This is a genomic window from Pseudomonas sp. LB3P14 (genome assembly GCF_054898045.1).
The window spans coordinates 2,304,291-2,322,127 of sequence record NZ_CM142714.1; the positions used below are offsets into that span (position 1 = coordinate 2,304,291).

16 protein-coding genes and 2 pseudogenes are annotated in these 17,837 nt (G+C 56.4%); 12 read left to right on the forward strand and 6 right to left on the reverse strand.

The genetic code is table 11. The features are described from left to right. Window position 1 precedes the first annotated feature (1 nt). The 5 genes and pseudogenes from paaH (at window position 2) to ACYZT5_RS10570 (ending at window position 5,117) form a co-directional block, all read left to right on the forward strand. The gene (gene paaH / locus ACYZT5_RS10550) at window positions 2–1,525 is read left to right on the forward strand and encodes a 3-hydroxyacyl-CoA dehydrogenase PaaH (RefSeq protein WP_462051047.1); all 1,524 of its coding nucleotides are present in this window, start codon (window positions 2–4) and stop codon (window positions 1,523–1,525) included. Beyond that, complete coding sequence (locus ACYZT5_RS10555) at window positions 1,512–1,958, forward strand: hotdog fold thioesterase (protein WP_462051048.1); 447 nt, start codon at window positions 1,512–1,514, stop codon at window positions 1,956–1,958. The genes paaH and ACYZT5_RS10555 overlap by 14 nt, the downstream gene beginning before the upstream one ends. Beyond that, a complete protein-coding gene (pcaF, locus tag ACYZT5_RS10560) occupies window positions 1,955–3,160 on the forward strand; it encodes a 3-oxoadipyl-CoA thiolase (RefSeq protein ID WP_462051049.1) in 1,206 nt (401 codons plus the stop codon). Before ACYZT5_RS10555 ends, pcaF begins: the two co-directional genes overlap by 4 nt. A gap of 170 nt (window positions 3,161–3,330) precedes the next feature. Further along, window positions 3,331–3,760: pseudogene (locus tag ACYZT5_RS10565) on the forward strand (phenylacetic acid degradation protein); the annotation flags it as partial. A 106-nt stretch (window positions 3,761–3,866) separates the two neighbouring features. Continuing rightward, entirely contained in the window at window positions 3,867–5,117 is a 1,251-nt protein-coding gene (locus tag ACYZT5_RS10570) for an OprD family porin (RefSeq protein ID WP_462051050.1), read from the forward strand. Window positions 5,118–5,657: 540 nt separating this feature from the next. Here the strand turns inward: ACYZT5_RS10570 and ACYZT5_RS10575 are convergent. Further along, window positions 5,658–5,765 carry a DUF2986 domain-containing protein gene (locus tag ACYZT5_RS10575; protein WP_462051051.1) on the reverse strand — a complete coding sequence of 36 codons (108 nt, stop codon included), beginning with the start codon at window positions 5,763–5,765 and terminating at the stop codon, window positions 5,658–5,660. A gap of 280 nt (window positions 5,766–6,045) precedes the next feature. Between ACYZT5_RS10575 and ACYZT5_RS10580 the strand changes: the two genes are divergently transcribed. Genes ACYZT5_RS10580 through ACYZT5_RS10590 form a run of 3 tightly spaced genes read left to right on the forward strand, consistent with a single transcriptional unit; the run spans window position 6,046 to window position 8,548 of the window. Next, window positions 6,046–7,065: a zinc-dependent alcohol dehydrogenase family protein gene (locus ACYZT5_RS10580; protein WP_462051052.1), complete on the forward strand. Its 1,020-nt coding sequence runs from the start codon at window positions 6,046–6,048 to the stop codon at window positions 7,063–7,065. 25 nt (window positions 7,066–7,090) lie between these two features. Then, window positions 7,091–7,681: a TetR/AcrR family transcriptional regulator gene (locus ACYZT5_RS10585; RefSeq protein ID WP_462051053.1), complete on the forward strand. Its 591-nt coding sequence runs from the start codon at window positions 7,091–7,093 to the stop codon at window positions 7,679–7,681. A gap of 51 nt (window positions 7,682–7,732) precedes the next feature. Continuing rightward, entirely contained in the window at window positions 7,733–8,548 is an 816-nt protein-coding gene (locus ACYZT5_RS10590; protein ID WP_462051054.1) for a YciI family protein, read from the forward strand. Between the two features lie 200 nt (window positions 8,549–8,748). Here ACYZT5_RS10590 and ACYZT5_RS10595 read toward each other — a convergent pair. Continuing rightward, window positions 8,749–9,368: pseudogene (locus ACYZT5_RS10595) on the reverse strand (tyrosine-type recombinase/integrase). Between the two features lie 474 nt (window positions 9,369–9,842). Here ACYZT5_RS10595 and fahA point away from each other — a divergent pair. The 3 genes from fahA (at window position 9,843) to ACYZT5_RS10610 (ending at window position 12,618) form a co-directional block, all read left to right on the forward strand. Next, window positions 9,843–11,147, forward strand: a complete 1,305-nt coding sequence (gene fahA / locus ACYZT5_RS10600; RefSeq protein WP_462051055.1) for a fumarylacetoacetase — start codon at window positions 9,843–9,845, stop codon at window positions 11,145–11,147. A gap of 374 nt (window positions 11,148–11,521) precedes the next feature. Further along, a complete protein-coding gene (locus tag ACYZT5_RS10605; protein WP_462051056.1) occupies window positions 11,522–12,133 on the forward strand; it encodes a LysE family translocator in 612 nt (203 codons plus the stop codon). A gap of 266 nt (window positions 12,134–12,399) precedes the next feature. After that, complete coding sequence (locus tag ACYZT5_RS10610; protein WP_222588988.1) at window positions 12,400–12,618, forward strand: hypothetical protein; 219 nt, start codon at window positions 12,400–12,402, stop codon at window positions 12,616–12,618. 334 nt (window positions 12,619–12,952) lie between these two features. On the opposite strand, the gene ACYZT5_RS10615 is transcribed toward ACYZT5_RS10610, so the two are convergent. Both ACYZT5_RS10615 and ACYZT5_RS10620 read right to left on the reverse strand, forming a co-directional pair. Further along, window positions 12,953–13,306: a hypothetical protein gene (locus tag ACYZT5_RS10615; protein ID WP_462051057.1), complete on the reverse strand. Its 354-nt coding sequence runs from the start codon at window positions 13,304–13,306 to the stop codon at window positions 12,953–12,955. Continuing rightward, window positions 13,303–13,578, reverse strand: coding sequence for a hypothetical protein (locus ACYZT5_RS10620; RefSeq protein ID WP_462051058.1), 276 nt, complete (start codon window positions 13,576–13,578; stop codon window positions 13,303–13,305). The genes ACYZT5_RS10615 and ACYZT5_RS10620 overlap by 4 nt, the downstream gene beginning before the upstream one ends. Before the next feature lie 1,057 nt (window positions 13,579–14,635). On the opposite strand from ACYZT5_RS10620, the gene ACYZT5_RS10625 reads away from it, so the two are divergent. Further along, entirely contained in the window at window positions 14,636–14,965 is a 330-nt protein-coding gene (locus ACYZT5_RS10625; protein WP_462051059.1) for a hypothetical protein, read from the forward strand. A gap of 148 nt (window positions 14,966–15,113) precedes the next feature. Here the strand turns inward: ACYZT5_RS10625 and ACYZT5_RS10630 are convergent, their stop codons facing one another. Together ACYZT5_RS10630 and ACYZT5_RS10635 are read right to left on the reverse strand one after the other, a co-directional pair. Then, window positions 15,114–16,352, reverse strand: coding sequence for an OprD family porin (locus tag ACYZT5_RS10630; RefSeq protein ID WP_462051060.1), 1,239 nt, complete (start codon window positions 16,350–16,352; stop codon window positions 15,114–15,116). Between the two features lie 399 nt (window positions 16,353–16,751). Continuing rightward, window positions 16,752–17,711 carry a LysR family transcriptional regulator gene (locus ACYZT5_RS10635; protein WP_462051061.1) on the reverse strand — a complete coding sequence of 320 codons (960 nt, stop codon included), beginning with the start codon at window positions 17,709–17,711 and terminating at the stop codon, window positions 16,752–16,754. Between the last annotated feature and the right edge of the window lie 126 nt (window positions 17,712–17,837).

A 17,837-nucleotide genomic window follows, 5' to 3' on the forward strand; every position in this document is an offset into this window, starting at 1 on the left:
CATGCCCGCCCTGAAAACTTCCGCTACCGTCGCCGTCATCGGCGCCGGCGCCATGGGTGCCGGCATTGCCCAGGTCGCCGCTCAAGGCGGTCACCCGGTCAAGCTCTACGACGCCCGCGCCGGCGCAGCCGCTCACGCGGTCGAGGGCATCGATCGCCAGCTCGGCCGCCTTGTGGAGAAAGGCAAGCTCGCCGCCGAGGCGCACGCCGCCATCGTCGACCGCCTGCAGCCGGTGGAGAGCATCGAGGCTCTGGCCGACGCCGACCTGGTGATCGAGGCCATTGTCGAGAACCTGGAGGTCAAGCGCGACCTGCTGCGCCAACTGGAAGCCGTGTGCAGCCCCGACTGCATCCTCGCCAGCAACACCTCCTCCTTGTCAATCACCAGCCTCGCCGCCGGCCTGGAGCACCAGGGCCGGATGATCGGCATGCATTTCTTCAACCCGGCGCCGCTGATGGCCCTGGTGGAGATCGTCTCCGGCTTGGCCAGCGACCCGGTGCTGGTCGCATGCCTCTATGAAACCGCCAAGGCCTGGGGCAAGCAGCCGGTGTACGCCCGCTCCACACCTGGCTTCATCGTCAACCGGGTGGCGCGCCCCTTCTACGCCGAAAGCCTGCGCCTCTTGCAAGAAGGCGCCGCCGACTGCGCGACCCTGGATGCGCTGATCCGCGACGCCGGCGGCTTTCGCATGGGCGCCTTCGAGCTCACCGACCTGATTGGCCATGACGTCAACTACGCCGTCACCTGCTCGGTGTTCGACGCCTACTACGGCGACTTCCGTTTCCAGCCCTCGCTGATTCAAAAGGAGCTGGTGGACGCTGGCCGCCTGGGCCGCAAGAGCGGTTTCGGCTTCTACGACTACACCGAAGGCGCGCAGCGACCCGAGGCCATCGAGCTCGGTAGCGGGACCCACGTCGATGCCTGTGTGGTAGAAGGCAGCCTGGGAGTTGCGGAACCCCTGGTGCAGCGCCTGGCCGAAGTCGGCGTGAAGGTGACCCGCCGTGACGGCGACGGCCTGCTGCGGGTCGGCGACGCGGTGCTGGCCCTGACCGACGGCCGCCTGGCCTGCCAGCGCGCCAGCGAGGACGGCCTCACCAACCTGGTGCTGCTGGACCTCGCCCTGGACTACGCAAAGGCTTCCCGCCTCGGTATCGCCTGGGCCGCCGGCGCCTCCGCCGTCGCCCGCGACCAAGCAGTGGCTCTGCTGCGGCGTGCCGGCCTCAAGGTCAGCCCCCTCGCCGACATTCCGGGACTCGTCGTACTGCGCACCGTCGCCATGCTGGCCAACGAGGGTGCCGACGCGGTGTTCCAGCGTGTGGGCTCGGCCAGCGACATCGACCTAGCCATGCGCGCCGGCGTGAACTATCCCCAGGGCCCGCTGACTTGGGCCGATGCCATCGGCCTACCCGCCGTGGTGACCATCCTCCGCAACCTCCAGGCGGCCTATGGTGAGGAGCGCTACCGCCCTTCCCTGCTGTTGCGCCGCCTTAGCGCCGAAGGGAGAGCCTTCCATGACCACCCATGAAGACTTGTCGCTCGCCGTAGCCTGTGCCCGCGCGCTAGTCGAGCGTAACACCGCCAGCCAGGGGATGGGTATGCGCCTGCTGTTCAGTGGACCGGACAGTTCCCAGGTTGGCATTAGTGTGCGTGAAGACATGTTCCAGGGCCACGGCACCGGCCACGACGGCTACCTGTTCGCCGTTGCTGACTCGGTCTTCGCTCTCGTCCGCAACAGTGACAACGATGCAACCGTCGCCATCGATTACAGCATCGACTACATCGCCCCGGCTCGCCTGGACGATACCCTCACCACCGAGTGCAGCGGGCAAAGCCGCAGCGGCCGGCCCAGTAACTACGACGTACGCATTGCAAACAAGCAGGAGCAGTTGATTGCGCTGTTCCATGACAAATCCTACAAAGTGCGCGGCACAGTGCTGGCGCAGGAGACCCCCGAATGAAAGACGCCCTGATCATCGATGCAGTACGCACCCCCATCGGTCGCTATGCAGGAGCCTTGAGCGGCGTGCGTGCCGACGACCTCGGCGCGGTGCCAATGCGTGCCCTGTTGCAGCGCCACCCTCAGGTGGACTGGAGTCAGGTCGACGACGTCATCTACGGCTGCGCAAACCAGGCCGGCGAGGACAACCGCAACGTCGCGCGCATGTCTGCCCTGCTGGCAGGTCTGCCAGTGAGCGTGCCCGGCACCACCCTCAACCGTCTGTGCGGCTCGGGACTGGACGCGATCGGCAGCGCCGCCCGCGCCATCCGCTGCGGCGAAGCCGGCCTGATGCTGGTGGGCGGTGTCGAATCCATGTCCCGCGCGCCCATGGTCATGGGTAAGGCCGAACATGCCTTCTCGCGCCAGGCTGAACTGTTCGACACCACCATCGGCTGGCGCTTCGTCAACCCGCTTATGCAAAAGCAGTACGGCATCGACTCCATGCCCGAGACCGCTGAAAACGTCGCCGAGCAGTTCAATGTTTCTCGTGCCGACCAGGACGCCTTTGCCCTGCGCAGCCAGCAGCGCGCCGCTGCCGCCCAGGCCAACGGCCGCCTGGCTAAAGAAATAGTTGCGGTCGAAATTGCTCAGCGCAAAGGTCCGGCAAAGGTGGTTTACCAGGACGAGCACCCACGCGGTGACACCACCCTGGAGCAACTGATGAAGCTCGGCACCCCATTTCGCAACGGTGGCAGCGTTACCGCCGGCAACGCCTCGGGCGTGAACGACGGCGCCTGCGCCCTGCTCCTGGCCAGCTCCGAACAGGCCCAACGCTATGGCCTCAAGGCTCGTGGCCGGGTCGTGGCCATGGCCACCGCCGGCGTCGAGCCGCGCATCATGGGCATCGGCCCGGTACCGGCGACCCGCAAGGTGCTGGAACTAGCCAACCTGAGCCTTGCTGATCTTGACGTGATCGAACTCAACGAAGCCTTCGCCGCACAAGGCCTGGCCGTGCTCCGCGAACTGGGGCTGGCCGACGACGATCCGCGAGTCAATCCCAATGGCGGCGCCATCGCTCTCGGCCACCCGCTGGGCATGAGCGGCGCCCGCCTGGTCACCACCGCGCTGCACGAGCTGGAGGAGCGCCAGGCACGCTACGCCCTATGCACCATGTGTATTGGTGTCGGCCAGGGGATATCACTAATCATCGAACGAGTGTGACGCCGATCTGCCGAGATCAAACCGCCTCTGGAGGCATTGGCTGTTCCTGACGGCCAATGCCCTTCCTATGGACCGCTATATAAAAACAATTCGAGTGAAGCCATGAACATAATCGCCAAAACCTACCGACTCGACACGTTGGAAACCGCCAGTGTCGATCAATTGCGCCCTCATCAGCTGGAGCGCCTGCTCTGTTCCGTGAGCGACTGGAAGACCTGAAGAACCGCCACCTGCAGCGTCTCACCCTGATCTTCGTGTTCAGCCGCAAACAGCAGGACGTGGATCTCTATAGCTGGCGGGCCGACGCCGACAAACGCAGTCAACTGTTCGCTCGCTGGATCGACGTCAAGTCTCCTTGGACGCGGCGTGCCCGTCGAGCACATCCATTTCGAACTGTTCGCTGTCGCCGGCAGCAGCCAGAAGCGCGGAAGGCCGCGATGGCGCCGCCAGCCAGATCACTCTGATCAGCGACGGTCGCGCAATAGCGTCAGCGTGTGCGGCTCCGGCGACGACCAAGGTGCCGATCTCCACTATTCCTGCAACGCCGGCGTCTACTCCACCTGCAAGTGCAATGTGATCGAAGACGAGGTGGTGATGGATATCTGGCCTATTTCATCCGCTCCATGACCGGGTTCAGCGCTGCCCGCACCACTTAGCACAGAACGCTAACGCTCACCGACAAGACTCAGTATCGGGAACAACAACAATGAACCGTACTTATTTGCTCACCCCGCAGCGACTTGCAATCCTATTCACCGCTCCTTGCCTACTTACCGTCTCCGCAGCCATGGCCGGCTTCGTCGAAAACAGCAAGGCTACTCTGGAACTGCGCAACTTTTATCTGAACCGCGACTTCCGCCAGAGCGGCGCCCCCCAGTCCAAAGCTGCTGAATGGGGCCAGGGCTTCACCGCACGCCTTGAGTCGGGCTTCACCGAGGGCAAGATAGGCGTCGGCCTGGATGCCATCGGCCAGCTTGGGCTCAAGCTGGACTCCAGTCGCGATCGGCGTGGCACCGGCCTTTTGCCCTTCAACCCCGTTAGCAAGGAGCCAGTGGACGACTACAGCGAGCTCGGTCTGACCGCCAAGCTGCATGTTTCGAAGAGTGTGCTGCGCCTGGGTACCCTACAGCCGCAGTTGCCCGTGGTTACCTACAACGACACCCGGCTGCTCTCCTCGACCTTCCAGGGTGGCATGCTAACTTCCCAGGAACTGGATGGCCTGACCTTCAACGGTGGCCGACTGACTCGCACGAACCTGCGCGACAGCTCCGGCCGCGACGAAGTCGGATTCGGTGCCGCGACGAGCGATGCGTTCGACTTCGCTGGCGGCACATACACCATCAACCCCCAACTGGCGGTCAGCTACTACTACGGCCGGCTGGACGAGATCTACCGCCAGCAGTTCATCGGCCTGGTGCATACCCAACCCCTGCCGGGCGGATTCAGTCTGCGCAGTGACCTTCGCTTCTTCGACAGTCGTGGCGACGGTGTCGAGCGCGCCGGCGAGATCGACAACCGCAACCTTAACGGCATGGTCAGCCTCAGCAAGGGTCCGCACCGGTTCAGTGCGGCCTTCCAGCACATGTCCGGCGACAGCGCCTTTCCCTACCTTAATGGCGGCGACCCCTATGTGGTCAACTTGGTGACCTTAAACAACTTCACCCTCGCCGAGGAGGATGCCTGGCAGCTGCGCTACGACTTCGACTTCGCCAGCCTGGGTATCCCCGGCCTGACTTTCATGACCCGCTATGTCGACGGCCGCAACGTCAAGACCGCCAGCACTGATGACGGTGAAGAATGGGAACGCGACAGCGACCTTGCCTACGTGGTGCAGAGTGGCGCCCTCAAGGGCCTGAGCATCCGCTGGCGCAATGTCACCTTCCGTTCCGGCAACGGCTTGACCACCGATGTTGATGAGAACCGCCTGATTCTCGGTTACACGATTAAGTTCTGGTAATCCGGGGGGCTTCGCCAATTGTCCCTGAATTAGATTCAGACGGAGTGGCATCACTACAACCCGGATCAGGAAATATCTGGGTTGTGTCACCGCTAGGTCGAAGGTTTGCTTTGAATTGCTGACCTTCGCGACAGGCATTGATCGGCCATTTGCTGCCTGTCGTGACGGGCTGCAAACAACCTCCCCTTGCGTGCCTTACCGCTACTAGTTCTGCAACCAGGCTTTTGCCTTCAACTGCCAGGCAATCCGAGTGGCCGAAGATGATCACCGAATCACGAGCTCTGGATAGCGCCACATTGAGATGGTGACGATTTAGCAGAAACTGCATCTTTCCACTTGTGCACACCATCGGCCAGATCACCCTATCGGCTTCTCCCCCGCACAACATCACCCTCGTCCATCCCATTGGCGATGCTGCCGAGCTGGTCTGTTCGGCCAATCGCTTGAACAGTGGCTCGTACAGATCGCACTGGACCAGCATTCTTGATGTCGCCAAAGACATTTGGCCCTGATTCCAGAAGATGCCGCTTCAGCTGCAAATCAACTCTCGGTAGAAACAGTTGGTTCTTGACTGGACACGGCAGCCAGCTTCAATCGCTCGGCTTCGCTGATGTATTTAGACTTTTTGGGGTGGTGCCAATTCAGCACTGGCCTTTTTAGCTTGAGCCTCCGGCAGCTGCTGTATTTTTATGCCGGTTCATTTTTTACTCGAATTGCAGGTTCTAAACGAAAACAACTCCAAAGTTTGGGGCAGGTTCATTGCGCATCCATACCGTTGGTCAATGGGCGTGGCGCGACGCTTGTGCCTCATTTTGATTGCGACCACAATCAAGACTCTAAACTTGGCTTTACATGAGTACAGCCTTGGCATCGCGTCGCGCCCACGGGGGCATGATTGACACCGTCACTCGAGTGAAGGAGAAAGCACATGAAGGCCCTGATCATCGAACAAAACGGCGAGCCGTCAGAGGTAGTCCACTGGCGGGATTTGCCCGAGCCTACGCCCGGTCCAGCTGAAGTCCGCGTAAGGATGCTGATGGCGCCCGTGCATCCGTCCGACTTGCATGTCATCCGTGGGCGCTTCGCCCGTCAGCGTCAGCCCGTACTGCCCGCCTCGCCCGGAACCGAGGGTGTCGGAATCATCGACGCCGTCGGTAGCGAGGTGCCACACACGCGGGTCGGAGAACGCGTGGTTTTACTGGATGTGCCCGGAACCTGGAGAGAGCAAGTCATTAGTCCGGCGGCCCGCGCAATCCCTGTACCGGCGGCGATCTCCGACGAGGACGCCGCGCAGGCCCTGATCAATCCGATGACGGCATGGGCGATGACGATGTCGGAGCACCAACTACAACGCGGCGACTGGCTGGTACAGAGCGCGGCCGGCTCGACGGTGGGTCGCCTTGTACTGCAGATCGCGAAAGCGCAGGGGGTCCACACCATCAACCTCGTTCGCCGTGCAGAACAGGTTGCCGAGATCCAGAAGCTTGGTGGTGACATCGTGCTCTGCACTGCCGACGAGAGCTGGCCCGAGCAGTTGGTGAAGGCCACCGATGGCAAGGGCATCGTCTGCGCAATCGATTGCGTCGCCGGCCGCACTGGCGCCACGCTTGCGCGCCAGTTGGCCCCGAATGGCCGCCTACTCGTCTATGGAGCCTTGTCGTCGCACCGCCAGACCGACCCCGCGGCTTTCGAGATGCCTGTTTTCGCCCCGGCGCTTATCTATTCAAGTGCCGAGGTGCGCGGCTGGCTCATCTTCTCGTGGCTGGCACGCAAGGGGCTGGATGAAAGCAGCCAGGCGTTGCGCAATCTGCTGGATAGCATCGCCGTGGGCAGCTTGAAACCGCCGGCAACAGAGCGCTATTCAGTCGATCGTGCATTCGAAGCCTTCACGGCTGCCGAGAGCACTGCACACGATGCCAAACCATTGCTGGTATTCGCGCAGCGCTGAACTTCAGCCGTTTCAGGAGAAGACCGTGGTGTATGTAAAACGTGAGCAATCCGACGAAAACCGCGAAGTGCTGCTGGCTACGGCCAGCAGACTATTTCGCGAACGGGGCATCGATGGCGTGGGCGTTGCGCAAATCGCGCGCGAAGCCGGGCTGACGCATGGAGCGCTGTACGCGCATTTCCGCTCGAAAGGTGATCTTGCGGCGGAAGCCTTTTCGCTGGGCCTGATGCAGAGCCGCGAAGCGTTCCGGGGCGAAGAGACGCGTCGCCAGCACAGCGTGTCGGGGTATCTCGACTACCTGCTTTCGCCGCTTAACCGGGACGACCCAGGCATGAGTTGTCCGCTGACGGCGTCGGCGAGTGAAATCAGCCGACACGGAAAGGACATCAGTGAACAGTTCGCCAAAGGGTTTCAGAGCAAGGCGAGCGCGTTCGAAGCGGTGCTCGACGACACCATTCCCGAGGCCGAACGGCGCCAACTGGCGATGACCATCGTCGCGGCGGAAATCGGTGCCATGGCCGTCGCCCGGGCCGTCGCCAAAAGCGACCCTACGTTGTCCGATAAAATTTTGAAGGCCGTGCATGCCGTGCTGGTGAAAGCATCGCAGGGGCAATAAAGCCACATTCGATACGCCTTATCAGCCGTGCTCCAACTCGAGGACAACTTTGTGTCTCAAGATCTGTCGCGCCGCCGCTTTCTCGCATCCGCCGCAGGTGTCGCATGCCTTGCATTGACCGACATGCCTTCGGTCATGGCGGCGTCTTCACTTCCCACACTTTCCGGAGTGCTCTCGGGAAATCCAGTCCAGATGAAAATCGTGAACTACGCGATGTACGTTCAGGACCGGGCCAGGGTGGACGCGTCCCGGGCCGAGCACCAGACCTATGCGGATAGGCTTCGCGAGCACGATCGGCTGGTGATGGGCGGACCGCTGCTCGACGACGATGGACGGCCCAGCGGCGTCCTGCTCGTTTATGACGTCGAATCGAAACAGCAAGCCGAAATGCTGGCCCAACACGATCCCTTCGCTCTCAAAGGAGCGATTGCGAACTATCGCCTGACCGAATGGACCGTGCTCGACAGCAACATCGAGTTGCTCACTGCCTCGCTCGTCCCTGCGAATCGGCGTGCCCCTTCCAACGTACCGCGTGCACCCGACCCTATCCCCGTCGCCCCGGACGAACACACCGCACGCCTCTACGTCAACTACACGAAATACGTGTCCGACCGCTCCCACGTCGAGCAAGTGATGCCTGCGCATCAGTCGTATACACAGGCACTCAAGGCGAACGGAGAACTGATCATGGCGGGGCCTTTCGCTGACGGCTCGGGCGCACTGTTCATTTATCAGGCGCAGTCGACAGACAAAGCGATGGCACTGGCCCTGAAGGACCCGTACCACGTCGAGGGCGTGTTCGAAACGTTTGCACTAGCTGAGTGGCGACTGTTCGGGCTGAACGCAGGATTGATCCAGAGTGTTTGAAGCTCAGTCACTTGGTCATTGCTTAGGCGGGCCATCATTTGAAACTATGAGTGATCTACTATCATAACCGGTGGTGGACGTGGATCGCTATTGTATGAATCAAGCCAAGACGACCGGATTGCCCCTGATTTAAAGACACTTATGACCGGCAACAATGGGTCGGAAAGCGACGGTCTGGCCCAGACCGTCGCAGTGGAAGATTAGACTTCTGTCTGCTCTGCCATTTCTAGAGCATCGTCTACCTCGATGCCCAAGTACCTGACAGTGCTTTCGAGTTTCGTATGACCAAGCAATAGTTGAACTGCCCTCAAGTTCTTGGTCCTGCGGTAGATCAATGAAACCTTGGTTCGCCGTAGCGTGTAGGTACCGTACATCGTCGGGTCAAGTCCAATGGCTGTTACCCATGCTTTGACTATTCGAGCGTATTGCCTGGTAGAGAGATGATCTGAGTCATGCAATCGCGTCGGGAACAGAAAGTCGTCACTGCGAAGATGCGCCTGACGCATCCAAGCCACCAGAACCGTTCGTGTTTGCTCAGTAATTTCAAACTGCACTGGATGTTGAGTTTTCTGCTGCATCACTATGGCCCGTGACGAAACATGCTCCCCATGCGTAATGTCACGTACTCGTAGCTTGGTTAAGTCACAGGCACGCAGTTTGCTGTCGATGGCCAAGTTGAAGAGAGCCAGATCCCGTGTCTTCTCCGCGAGCTGAAGCCTGACCCGAATGGCCCAGATATCCCTGACTCGGAGCGGGGCTTTCTGCCCTACAAGCTTCCCTTGTTCCAAGGCTGATGGCGCTGTAAAGCGATAGTGTTCATGGCTTGTCCTCCAGGTTGAGGGAGGACAAGGGTGGATCAGTGGCAATGCGTGCAGTTCGCTAATCGACCCATAGCTGTCGGTGGCGACAGGCAGAAGTCGGCCAGAACGGAGGATTCCCCAGCGAATTCATGCAATTTGAATTATGCATATATATGTGTGTGGTTCCCTCATGTGCATACGACACTTTCTCACCTGACCTAGCTGGGATATTGCCCGCCATCTAACCGGCCATTTGCATTTCATTTAAACGACAATTTTCTCTGACTTGAACGCAAGATTGCACTTCCCATGAACACGCAACGCATTCGATTTCCGCAAAACTAGCGGCGCCACCAGGCTATTGATGTTTTCAGCTGGACGAGCATGCGAGGCCATGAGCTCGAGATATTGACTTGATTGAACACGCGTGTTCAGATCGGACGCCTGCTGGTCTACCATTACCCGCCATTTTCGATCCGAACCGGAGATAACCCATGACTCAAACTTCCATCACTCATAGCTGGGTTGCCTCCGCCAATGGCCATGAGGATTTTCCGCTGCAAAACCTGCCGCTGGGCGTGTTCAGCATGAAGGGCGGTGCGCCGCGCAGCGGTGTGGCCATCGGTGACCACATCTTTGATCTGGAGGCGGCGCTGGACGCCGGCCTGTTCGACGGCGCGGCAAAAACGGCTGTCGAAACCACCCGTGGCGGTCAGCTCAATGCGTTTTTCGAACTGGGCCGTGAGGCTCGCGTCGCCCTGCGTGAACGCTTGATCGAACTGTTCCAGGAAGGTAGCACCCTGCAAGGCAAGATCGAAGCCCAAGGCGCGAAACTGCTGCCGCTGGCGGCAAGCTGCGAAATGCTCCTGCCGGCAAAAATCAGCGATTACACCGACTTCTACGTCGGCATCGAGCATGCGAAGAACGCTGGCAAACTGTTCCGCCCGGAAGACCCGTTGCTGCCGAACTACAAGTACGTACCAATCGGTTATCACGGTCGCGCGTCGACCATTCGCCCGTCCGGCACCGACGTTCGCCGTCCAAAAGGCCAGGCCCTGCCGGCCGGCCAGACCGCGCCAACCTTTGGCCCGTGCGCACGTCTGGATTACGAACTGGAACTGGGTATCTGGATTGGCCAAGGTAACGAGATGGGCGACTCTATCGCCATTGGCGATGCCGCCGATCACATTGCCGGTTTCTGCCTGCTCAACGACTGGTCGGCGCGGGATATCCAGGCGTGGGAATACCAGCCGCTGGGGCCGTTCCTGTCGAAGAGTTTCATCACCAGCATCTCGCCGTGGGTGGTGACGGCCGAAGCGCTGGAGCCGTTCCGCCGCGCCCAGCCGGCACGTCCGGAAGGCGATCCGCAGCCGCTGCCGTATCTGTTTGATAAACGCGATCAAGCCGCCGGCGCCTTCGACATCGAACTGGAAGTGCTGCTGCTGACCGAAGCCATGCGCGAGCAGAACATGCCGGCCCATCGCCTGACCCTGAGCAATACGCAATACATGTACTGGACCGTGGCGCAACTGGTTGCGCATCACAGCGTCAACGGCTGCCAGTTGCAGGCCGGCGACCTGTTTGGTTCGGGCACCTTGTCGGGGCCACAAAACAATCAGTTCGGCAGCCTGCTGGAAATCACCGAGGGGGGTAAAAAACAGATCGAGTTGGCGTCGGGCGAAGTACGCAAGTTCCTCGAAGATGGCGACGAAATCATCCTGCGTGGCCGTTGCAGTCGTGAAGGGTTTGCTTCCATCGGTTTCGGTGAGTGCCGCGGCAAAGTGCTGCCAGCCCGCTGAGGAGTACAGGTCATGGAACGCTGTCCACCTCGTCCTATCGGGTGTGCATTACGCTCGCGCTGAAGGGGCTGGATTACCGGGCGCTGTCGGTCACCTGATTGCGCCGCCTGTTGGAGAAGCACCGCCAGCTGGCTGACCTGTTTGTAGACCTGTCTATCTATCTGTCTGCTTAGATCAAGCGTATTACGACTGTCCGCATTTGCTGGAAGCGTACTTGGTCTCAGCGTGCGCTCTTAGCCGGTCGCTGGGGCTGATCAGATTGAACAAACGGGCCGTTCACCAAGCTGCTGATAAAGGTTTCCCGTATTGTTTTACCAGTTCACCCAATGCAAATATGCTGCTTTGTAAACCAAGGCAACCTGGAGGCTTTGCACGTGAGCGCTACTTCTTCGATCTGGTTTTTTGTCGTGCCATTCGCGATTGCAGCAGCAATCCCCGGCCCCGCTCAGGGAGCCCTTCTAGGTCAAGTGGTGTCGCGCGGCGCAAGGTCTACGATACCCTTCATCGGAGGCATGGTGCTGGGAAATGCTGTCTGGTTGCTGGTCGCCACCCTCGGTCTTGCGGCGCTGGCACTGCAGTTCGAGCATGTGTTCATCGCGGTGAAATGGCTCGGTGTTGCCTTTATCCTGTTCATCGCATGGAACTTATGGTCGAAGAACACCGAACAACTTCAAGAACCTCCAAAGCGCTCAGCAGGCCGAGGCCTTCTTGCAGGAGCTGTGCTGACGCTGAGTAATCCAAAGGCCGTTGTATTTTTCGGCGCGGTGTTGCCTCATGCATTTGATCTGACGGCGCTGTCCTGGCCAGAAGTCATTTTTATTACCGCGCTCGGCATTGGGATCGATCTCACCATCCAATTGGCTTACCTCGTTACCGCATCGCGAATCAAGCGCGCCATCCAGTCACCGAAGGCAATGAAGCGTCTGAATAGAACGTCAGCCGGCGTAATGACTGGTTGTGCGGGCTGGATGGCCGTTTCGCGCTGATCTTCTCTGCAGTAAGGCTTTGCAGTTGACCGATCAGGCCACCCCATCTGCCTTCAATGATCTGATTTCCTGATCGCATGCTTGGTGGACGTCTGCTATTGGCCGTTCAATGCCGGTCATGATTACTAAGTGTGCTGGGCAATTCCGACGCAAATGGGTGGTCAAGTCAGTGCAATTACCCAGGTGTCAGCGGATCTGGAAAAGTGGTCCCCAACCAGCGGCGAGATGATCTAGGCTTCCCGCACCATCACTCAAGGACGATAGCCATGTCAGATAATTCAGAGGCCCACATCGCCACAGCGGACGCACTGACATTGCTCCTGCACAACCAGCACGCCTTAGCTGCTGCCATCGAAGAGGTTACTAAGTGGCTCTCAGAGAGCGGAGTAGGGAGTGTCGCCGATAATGCAATGACTGCCATGGAAACGCTGGACACAAATGCACAAGCGATCACAGATGCCATCATGCGGATACGCAAGTCGTAGGCATCATCTAACTTCCCCTGCCCCTCCTTCAAGAGCGAATCCCGATTTAATGCGGGAGTAATGGAATACTGTGCTGCCCAACCGTTTGCATTCGACTTGGCCAACAAGCGCCGTAGTGACGACCGACAGAGAACGGCCAGAAGCGGACGATGCCGCCTTGCACGATGGCGTGCACCTACAAACAGCGCAGAGAATGGATACCATCACTTTACCTAGCCATTCTATTGGAAAAGTTGTTCATGGCTTTGCATAAGGCTCGGTGTATTTGGTTCCTTCCGAGCACAATTGATTAATTAAACTCGGCGCTAGAAGCTCTATTGAGAACCCTGATATCCTAATCCTCCGGCGGTCTCAATTTTTGTTTACTGATTCGTTCAGCCATTAAAAGCCTCGCAAAATATGCAAGTAGCGCTGCTGTTGACAAAAATGCAATGACCCACACCCATGCCGGCGTTCCTGTGACCGCAAAGTGCGCGTCATCAAATTTAATTCCTAACACCTCAATAGAAATAATTTTAGCTTCTAACTCAATATTCAGCATTGTAAGTCCAGCTACCATAGCAGCCAGCGTTGAAGTCAAAGCAGTGAAGGATGCTGCGACTGGATGCTGATTCCAAAGAAAGGCAACAGCGATGGCTATCGTAATTAAGGCTACGATGACAAAAATTACTATAGGTGGTGTGTTCATAGGTAACGGCCTCCTTCTATCGCTTTTGCTGCGCGGAAGCAAAGCACACCACAGCAAAACATAAGAACGAGAGGCAGGGATATGATTATGATCCCTGCTAACAGATACCCGAAAAATGCCACAAAGGGAAAAACACACAAAAACAAGCTGAAATATAGAATTGTTTGAACGTCTTTATTATCAGACTTTAAATAGCGTAGTAGCTTTGCAGCATCCTCAGCTATGTTATCCAAGGGGCCGGCAGGACCAGGTTCAGGTGCTGTAGTTTGCATTATCCGAACTCCTACTCATCGAATAGCGAAGAAAAATTGGATGCCTCCATGCTGCGAGACTTAAATCTGCCTTCTTCCTAGAAGCCTAGTCAACCTAAGCTACTTTTTGGCTTCAAAAGAATTCTTCATAAGACAGACCACGTCTATTACAAACCAACATGATGTTAAGTAGGCAAAGCTAACTTTAGCTGAGCGCACGAAATTTTCAAGCCAACATATTGGGGCTTTGGAGTTTTGCTTAGCGTTGCTGTCGAGCCAAGCACGCTAACAATGACTCGGTATAAGCTAAGTCCTTGGCATGAAGCTCCCAGAAATTCCTCTCTGGGGGGAGCTCTACGAACAACATTGCAGCGCACGGGATAGCGGATAATAGGGAGCTATGAGGAAAAAATCCCTATGTGTCGGTGGGCCTCAGAGTCACGGGCTCGAGACAGGAAAAAACTTACGTCGGCCGATAGACGGCCCACAGTCAAACATCGGCCAGAAGAAGGTATCGGGGATTCCCAACGCTGGACAGTTAAATGCCAAGATACTGCGGATGGAAGTTGCGACGTAATCATTTTGTAGACATGCGGCAGGGCCATCTCTTGCCGGGCAACCTAGGCGAGGTTGACGCGGTTGACTAGTCTTGGTTGTTGACTGTAGTGACCGGCCGCAATGGGTCCAGGCTGTGTAAAAACGTTTTAGAGCAGGTTTTACGGTCAAAACCAGAAGGAAAATCGCGTTCCCACGCAAATTTCAGGTCTGCTGATTAACCAAGCACTGGCAGATTTTACGTAGCAACGCAGACTTCAAAACGGTGCCTGTGTTTTTACACAGCCTGGGTCGATCTCTGCCTGTCGCGATGGGCTGCAATCGACCCAAACTGTGTGAAAACACCTGCGATTTTGATGCTCTAGACCAGCACTTCATTTGGCGCATGCTTTGCGGCATATTGCGAGACGCTCATAGAGGACCTGCCACGGCGGTGTGGGGGTGGGGGTGGATTACTATTGCAGCCCTACTGAAGTAACGAAAATATGCGTAGCCAAATGCCAGCAGCCAAAGGATTGATTTGATGCCCACCGACAATAGGATCATGCCCGCCATTTTGGATCGTGAAATTTCTGGTGCGGATCAAGATGCCTTTGGCCATAGGCATTTCGCTCACTGCCCAAGGCAATCCCTGGCTGCTCATACGTCGTTGGCTAGCGACCTGTTTCGGCGTTGTGATCTCGCAAACGCAGATATCGCGCCGGTCTCATTTTTTCCCACCGCAATCGAAGGTGTCGGCTGGTTTACCAAAGGAGTGACAGCCGAGTTTCGAGACTTCATTCGTAATTCCCACCCCATGCCATGCCATGCCATGCATAGAAACGATAGAGGACGTTGCAAACGCTGCCAATGATCTCGCGGGAGGGTTGGACGGCTTTGTCAGTGACCAACATCTTCTTATCGGTGGCGAAGCTTTCGCATAACTAATTCATCCCCCAAAGTGTTATTTCAAAACGGCTGTATCAATAGCCGTTTTAAAGACTTGGTTCCACTACGAAAAACTAAAAGATGCTCAAAGGATACTCAATGATGAGCCGAACCTCATCGATCTTGCCGCCTCTGTCGGAGCTGCGGTACGTAGCGTTTCGCAAACGGAAACTGAGGTTTTTCGCCGTCCCTTCCTGCACTACGTATTTGGTATCGATGTCTCGCTCCCAGGCACGGCCATCGTTCGTCGCCGCCGTATCGAATCCATAGCCTTTCACGTAGCGGGTCATGAATGTCAGTCCCGGAATTCCGTAAGGCGCAAAATTCAAATCGTAACGCGCCTGCCAGGACTTTTCATCTTGATAGTTAAAGTCGGTGTACTGAACCGAGTTGGCGACATACACCGTGCTCAATCCATCAATACCGTAGGTGTAATCTCCTTTACCTGACACCTCTTGACGACCGATCATGAAGCGATGCGCACCGAAAGTGTAAGTTACCGCCAGACTCCAGATACGGTTATCCAACTTACCTGCTCGTTCCTCACCGAGGCTATGGGTATCGTATATATTGAAGTCAACGTTGAGCGCCTGGGCGTTACTCAGCGGCAAGTTATAATTCAAATTGCCGTAGTACTTGCGCCAATAGTCATCAATTTTTTGATAGAACAGGCTACTGGACAGCTGGTCATTGAACTTGTAGACGCCGCCGACGTAATCCAGACTGGTCAGTCTGGCGCTATCGGGCTTGCTCTCGTTACGATTATTGAGACCGGTAAAATGCCCCGTCGACAAGGTAAGATTTTTTATTTCATTACTGGTTACCGACAAACCAGTGGCAGATTCTGGCAACAATCGGGCATCCGACGTCGACAAAATTGGCAATGACATAAACTGATTGCCGTATTTCAGAACACTGTTTGAAAACCGGACTTTAAGTGCACCACCGAGCTTTGAATATTCGTCCTTAGCCCCGTCTTTATCCCTCTCCAACAAGCCGGTTCCCCCGCCTGTGCGGCCATCTCCTGTATCCAGTTTCATGCCGAACTGGCCAATTATATCCACACCAAAACCAACCATGCCCTGAGTGAAGCCTGACTGGAAGGTGCCGATAAAACCCTGGCCCCACTCCTCACCGTAACTCTGTGGCGCATTCGACTGACGATAGTCTCTATTCATGTACATATTTCTGATGTTGACGATCGCCTTTGAGTCTTCGACAAATCCTTTCGCATCGGACTGCTGACTGGCCAGCGCCAAATTTACGGGTGCAACCAAAATCAAAACGATTGAATTTATTGTTTTTATGCGCATAGCGAACTCCATAAAAAGTCAATCTATGACTTTGATAGCGAAATTAATTATTATTGTGATACGCGCAGCAAGATGCCGCTCGCCCACAGCCGTTAATTATTATTGAATAGCTGTTTGACGCATGGATCCGACTCAGAAACAAGCTCAGCATCATTGCAGCAGCACAGACTATGAGCGCTACTAGAAGCCGAAGAAAAACTCCAAAAACACACACATCATCTTTTTATAACAACCAAAACACTTACGCCAATCATTATGCCGCGACTGTGCATTACCGTTGGTAATAGCAATATTAAGATATCTGCTGCTATGATCGACTTCAAATTAAAGAGCAGACGGAGACAATGGAGAATGACTCGCCATTATTAGATGGGATAGAAATTTGTTTCGCGACGGGTGTTACTCAAATATTTCCTTGGCCGCTTCACGCAAGCACTTAATAAAGTTCTTACACGCCGGATTGACATCTTTATCAGCCCGTATTGAAAACCCCACCTCTCCAAAGTTAGCCGTCGTCGTCATATCCAGGATGACTAACAAACCCGCTTTTACAAACTGCAATGCTGCAGCGCGGGGCATCAGTGCAATCATGTCGGTTTCCAACAACAAACCTATGTTGGTTAATAGAGAAAGAGAATTAATATGATGGGGAGGGAGACCTAAACCGGTGTCGCGGAAAAACTTCTCTACGGCATTGTAGGACGGCGATTCTTGAAGTGGAAAGATCCACTCTTCCCCCATGAGTTCGCCAATACTCAATGCTTTTCGCTCAGCCAGAACGTGCCCCTTGCCCACAACGGCGCAGAAAGATTCGTCGAATAAAACTTCGTGTTTGAGTGGAAAAGCATGAGTCAGAGGTAATTCTTGCTCTGGAAGACGCCCGACAACGATGTCGAGATCCCCGGTTGCCAAGGAAGGAAACATTTGCGCTGTTGTTCCTTCACGAACCGTAATCAGTACGCCAGGCGTCGCCTTACGCAACTTTACGATAGTCCGTGGTAGAAGTTTTGCTGAAGCCGAGATAAGAGTTCCTACAATCACATGCCCCGCTTCTCCGGTCCGAAAGGCATTAACCTCTTCAGTCATGTAGCGGGTTTCAGCGATCAAGGACTTGACTCGGCGACCGAGCATGACGCCGAACTCCGTAGGCGTTACACCGCGATTGGAACGCTCAAACAACGACGCGCCAAAAAATGACTCAAGATCATATATAGCTTTGGTGATGGCCGGTTGGGTCAGCCCCATCGAATTCGCAGCTCTTACAAACGACCCTGACTCCAATACCAACTCAAATATCATGAGCTGGTTGAATTTCAGTTTTCGGCTTAGCGTGATTGTCGATATGGGTGAAGTTTCCATAACACTCCTTATACGAGATCAACCTTAGCATCGAATGAACTTATAGATAAGTTTAGCACGGAATTGCATAAAGATAATCGCTCCGGAATATGGCCATTATCTTCCGGCAGAACGCCTGCCTTCCAA

Bases quoted from the DNA above. Each gene is read 5' to 3' on its own strand.
- paaH (WP_462051047.1), top strand. From the start codon at position 2: ATGCCCGCCCTGAAAACTTCCGCTACCGTCGCCGTCATCGGCGCCGGC.
- ACYZT5_RS10555 (WP_462051048.1), top strand. From the start codon at position 1,512: ATGACCACCCATGAAGACTTGTCGCTCGCCGTAGCCTGTGCCCGCGCG.
- pcaF (WP_462051049.1), top strand. From the start codon at position 1,955: ATGAAAGACGCCCTGATCATCGATGCAGTACGCACCCCCATCGGTCGC.
- ACYZT5_RS10570 (WP_462051050.1), top strand. From the start codon at position 3,867: ATGAACCGTACTTATTTGCTCACCCCGCAGCGACTTGCAATCCTATTC.
- ACYZT5_RS10580 (WP_462051052.1), top strand. From the start codon at position 6,046: ATGAAGGCCCTGATCATCGAACAAAACGGCGAGCCGTCAGAGGTAGTC.
- fahA (WP_462051055.1), top strand. From the start codon at position 9,843: ATGACTCAAACTTCCATCACTCATAGCTGGGTTGCCTCCGCCAATGGC.
- ACYZT5_RS10610 (WP_222588988.1), top strand. From the start codon at position 12,400: ATGTCAGATAATTCAGAGGCCCACATCGCCACAGCGGACGCACTGACA.
- ACYZT5_RS10615 (WP_462051057.1), bottom strand. From the start codon at position 13,306: ATGAACACACCACCTATAGTAATTTTTGTCATCGTAGCCTTAATTACG.
- ACYZT5_RS10620 (WP_462051058.1), bottom strand. From the start codon at position 13,578: ATGCAAACTACAGCACCTGAACCTGGTCCTGCCGGCCCCTTGGATAAC.
- ACYZT5_RS10625 (WP_462051059.1), top strand. From the start codon at position 14,636: ATGCCCACCGACAATAGGATCATGCCCGCCATTTTGGATCGTGAAATT.
- ACYZT5_RS10630 (WP_462051060.1), bottom strand. From the start codon at position 16,352: ATGCGCATAAAAACAATAAATTCAATCGTTTTGATTTTGGTTGCACCC.
- ACYZT5_RS10635 (WP_462051061.1), bottom strand. From the start codon at position 17,711: ATGGAAACTTCACCCATATCGACAATCACGCTAAGCCGAAAACTGAAA.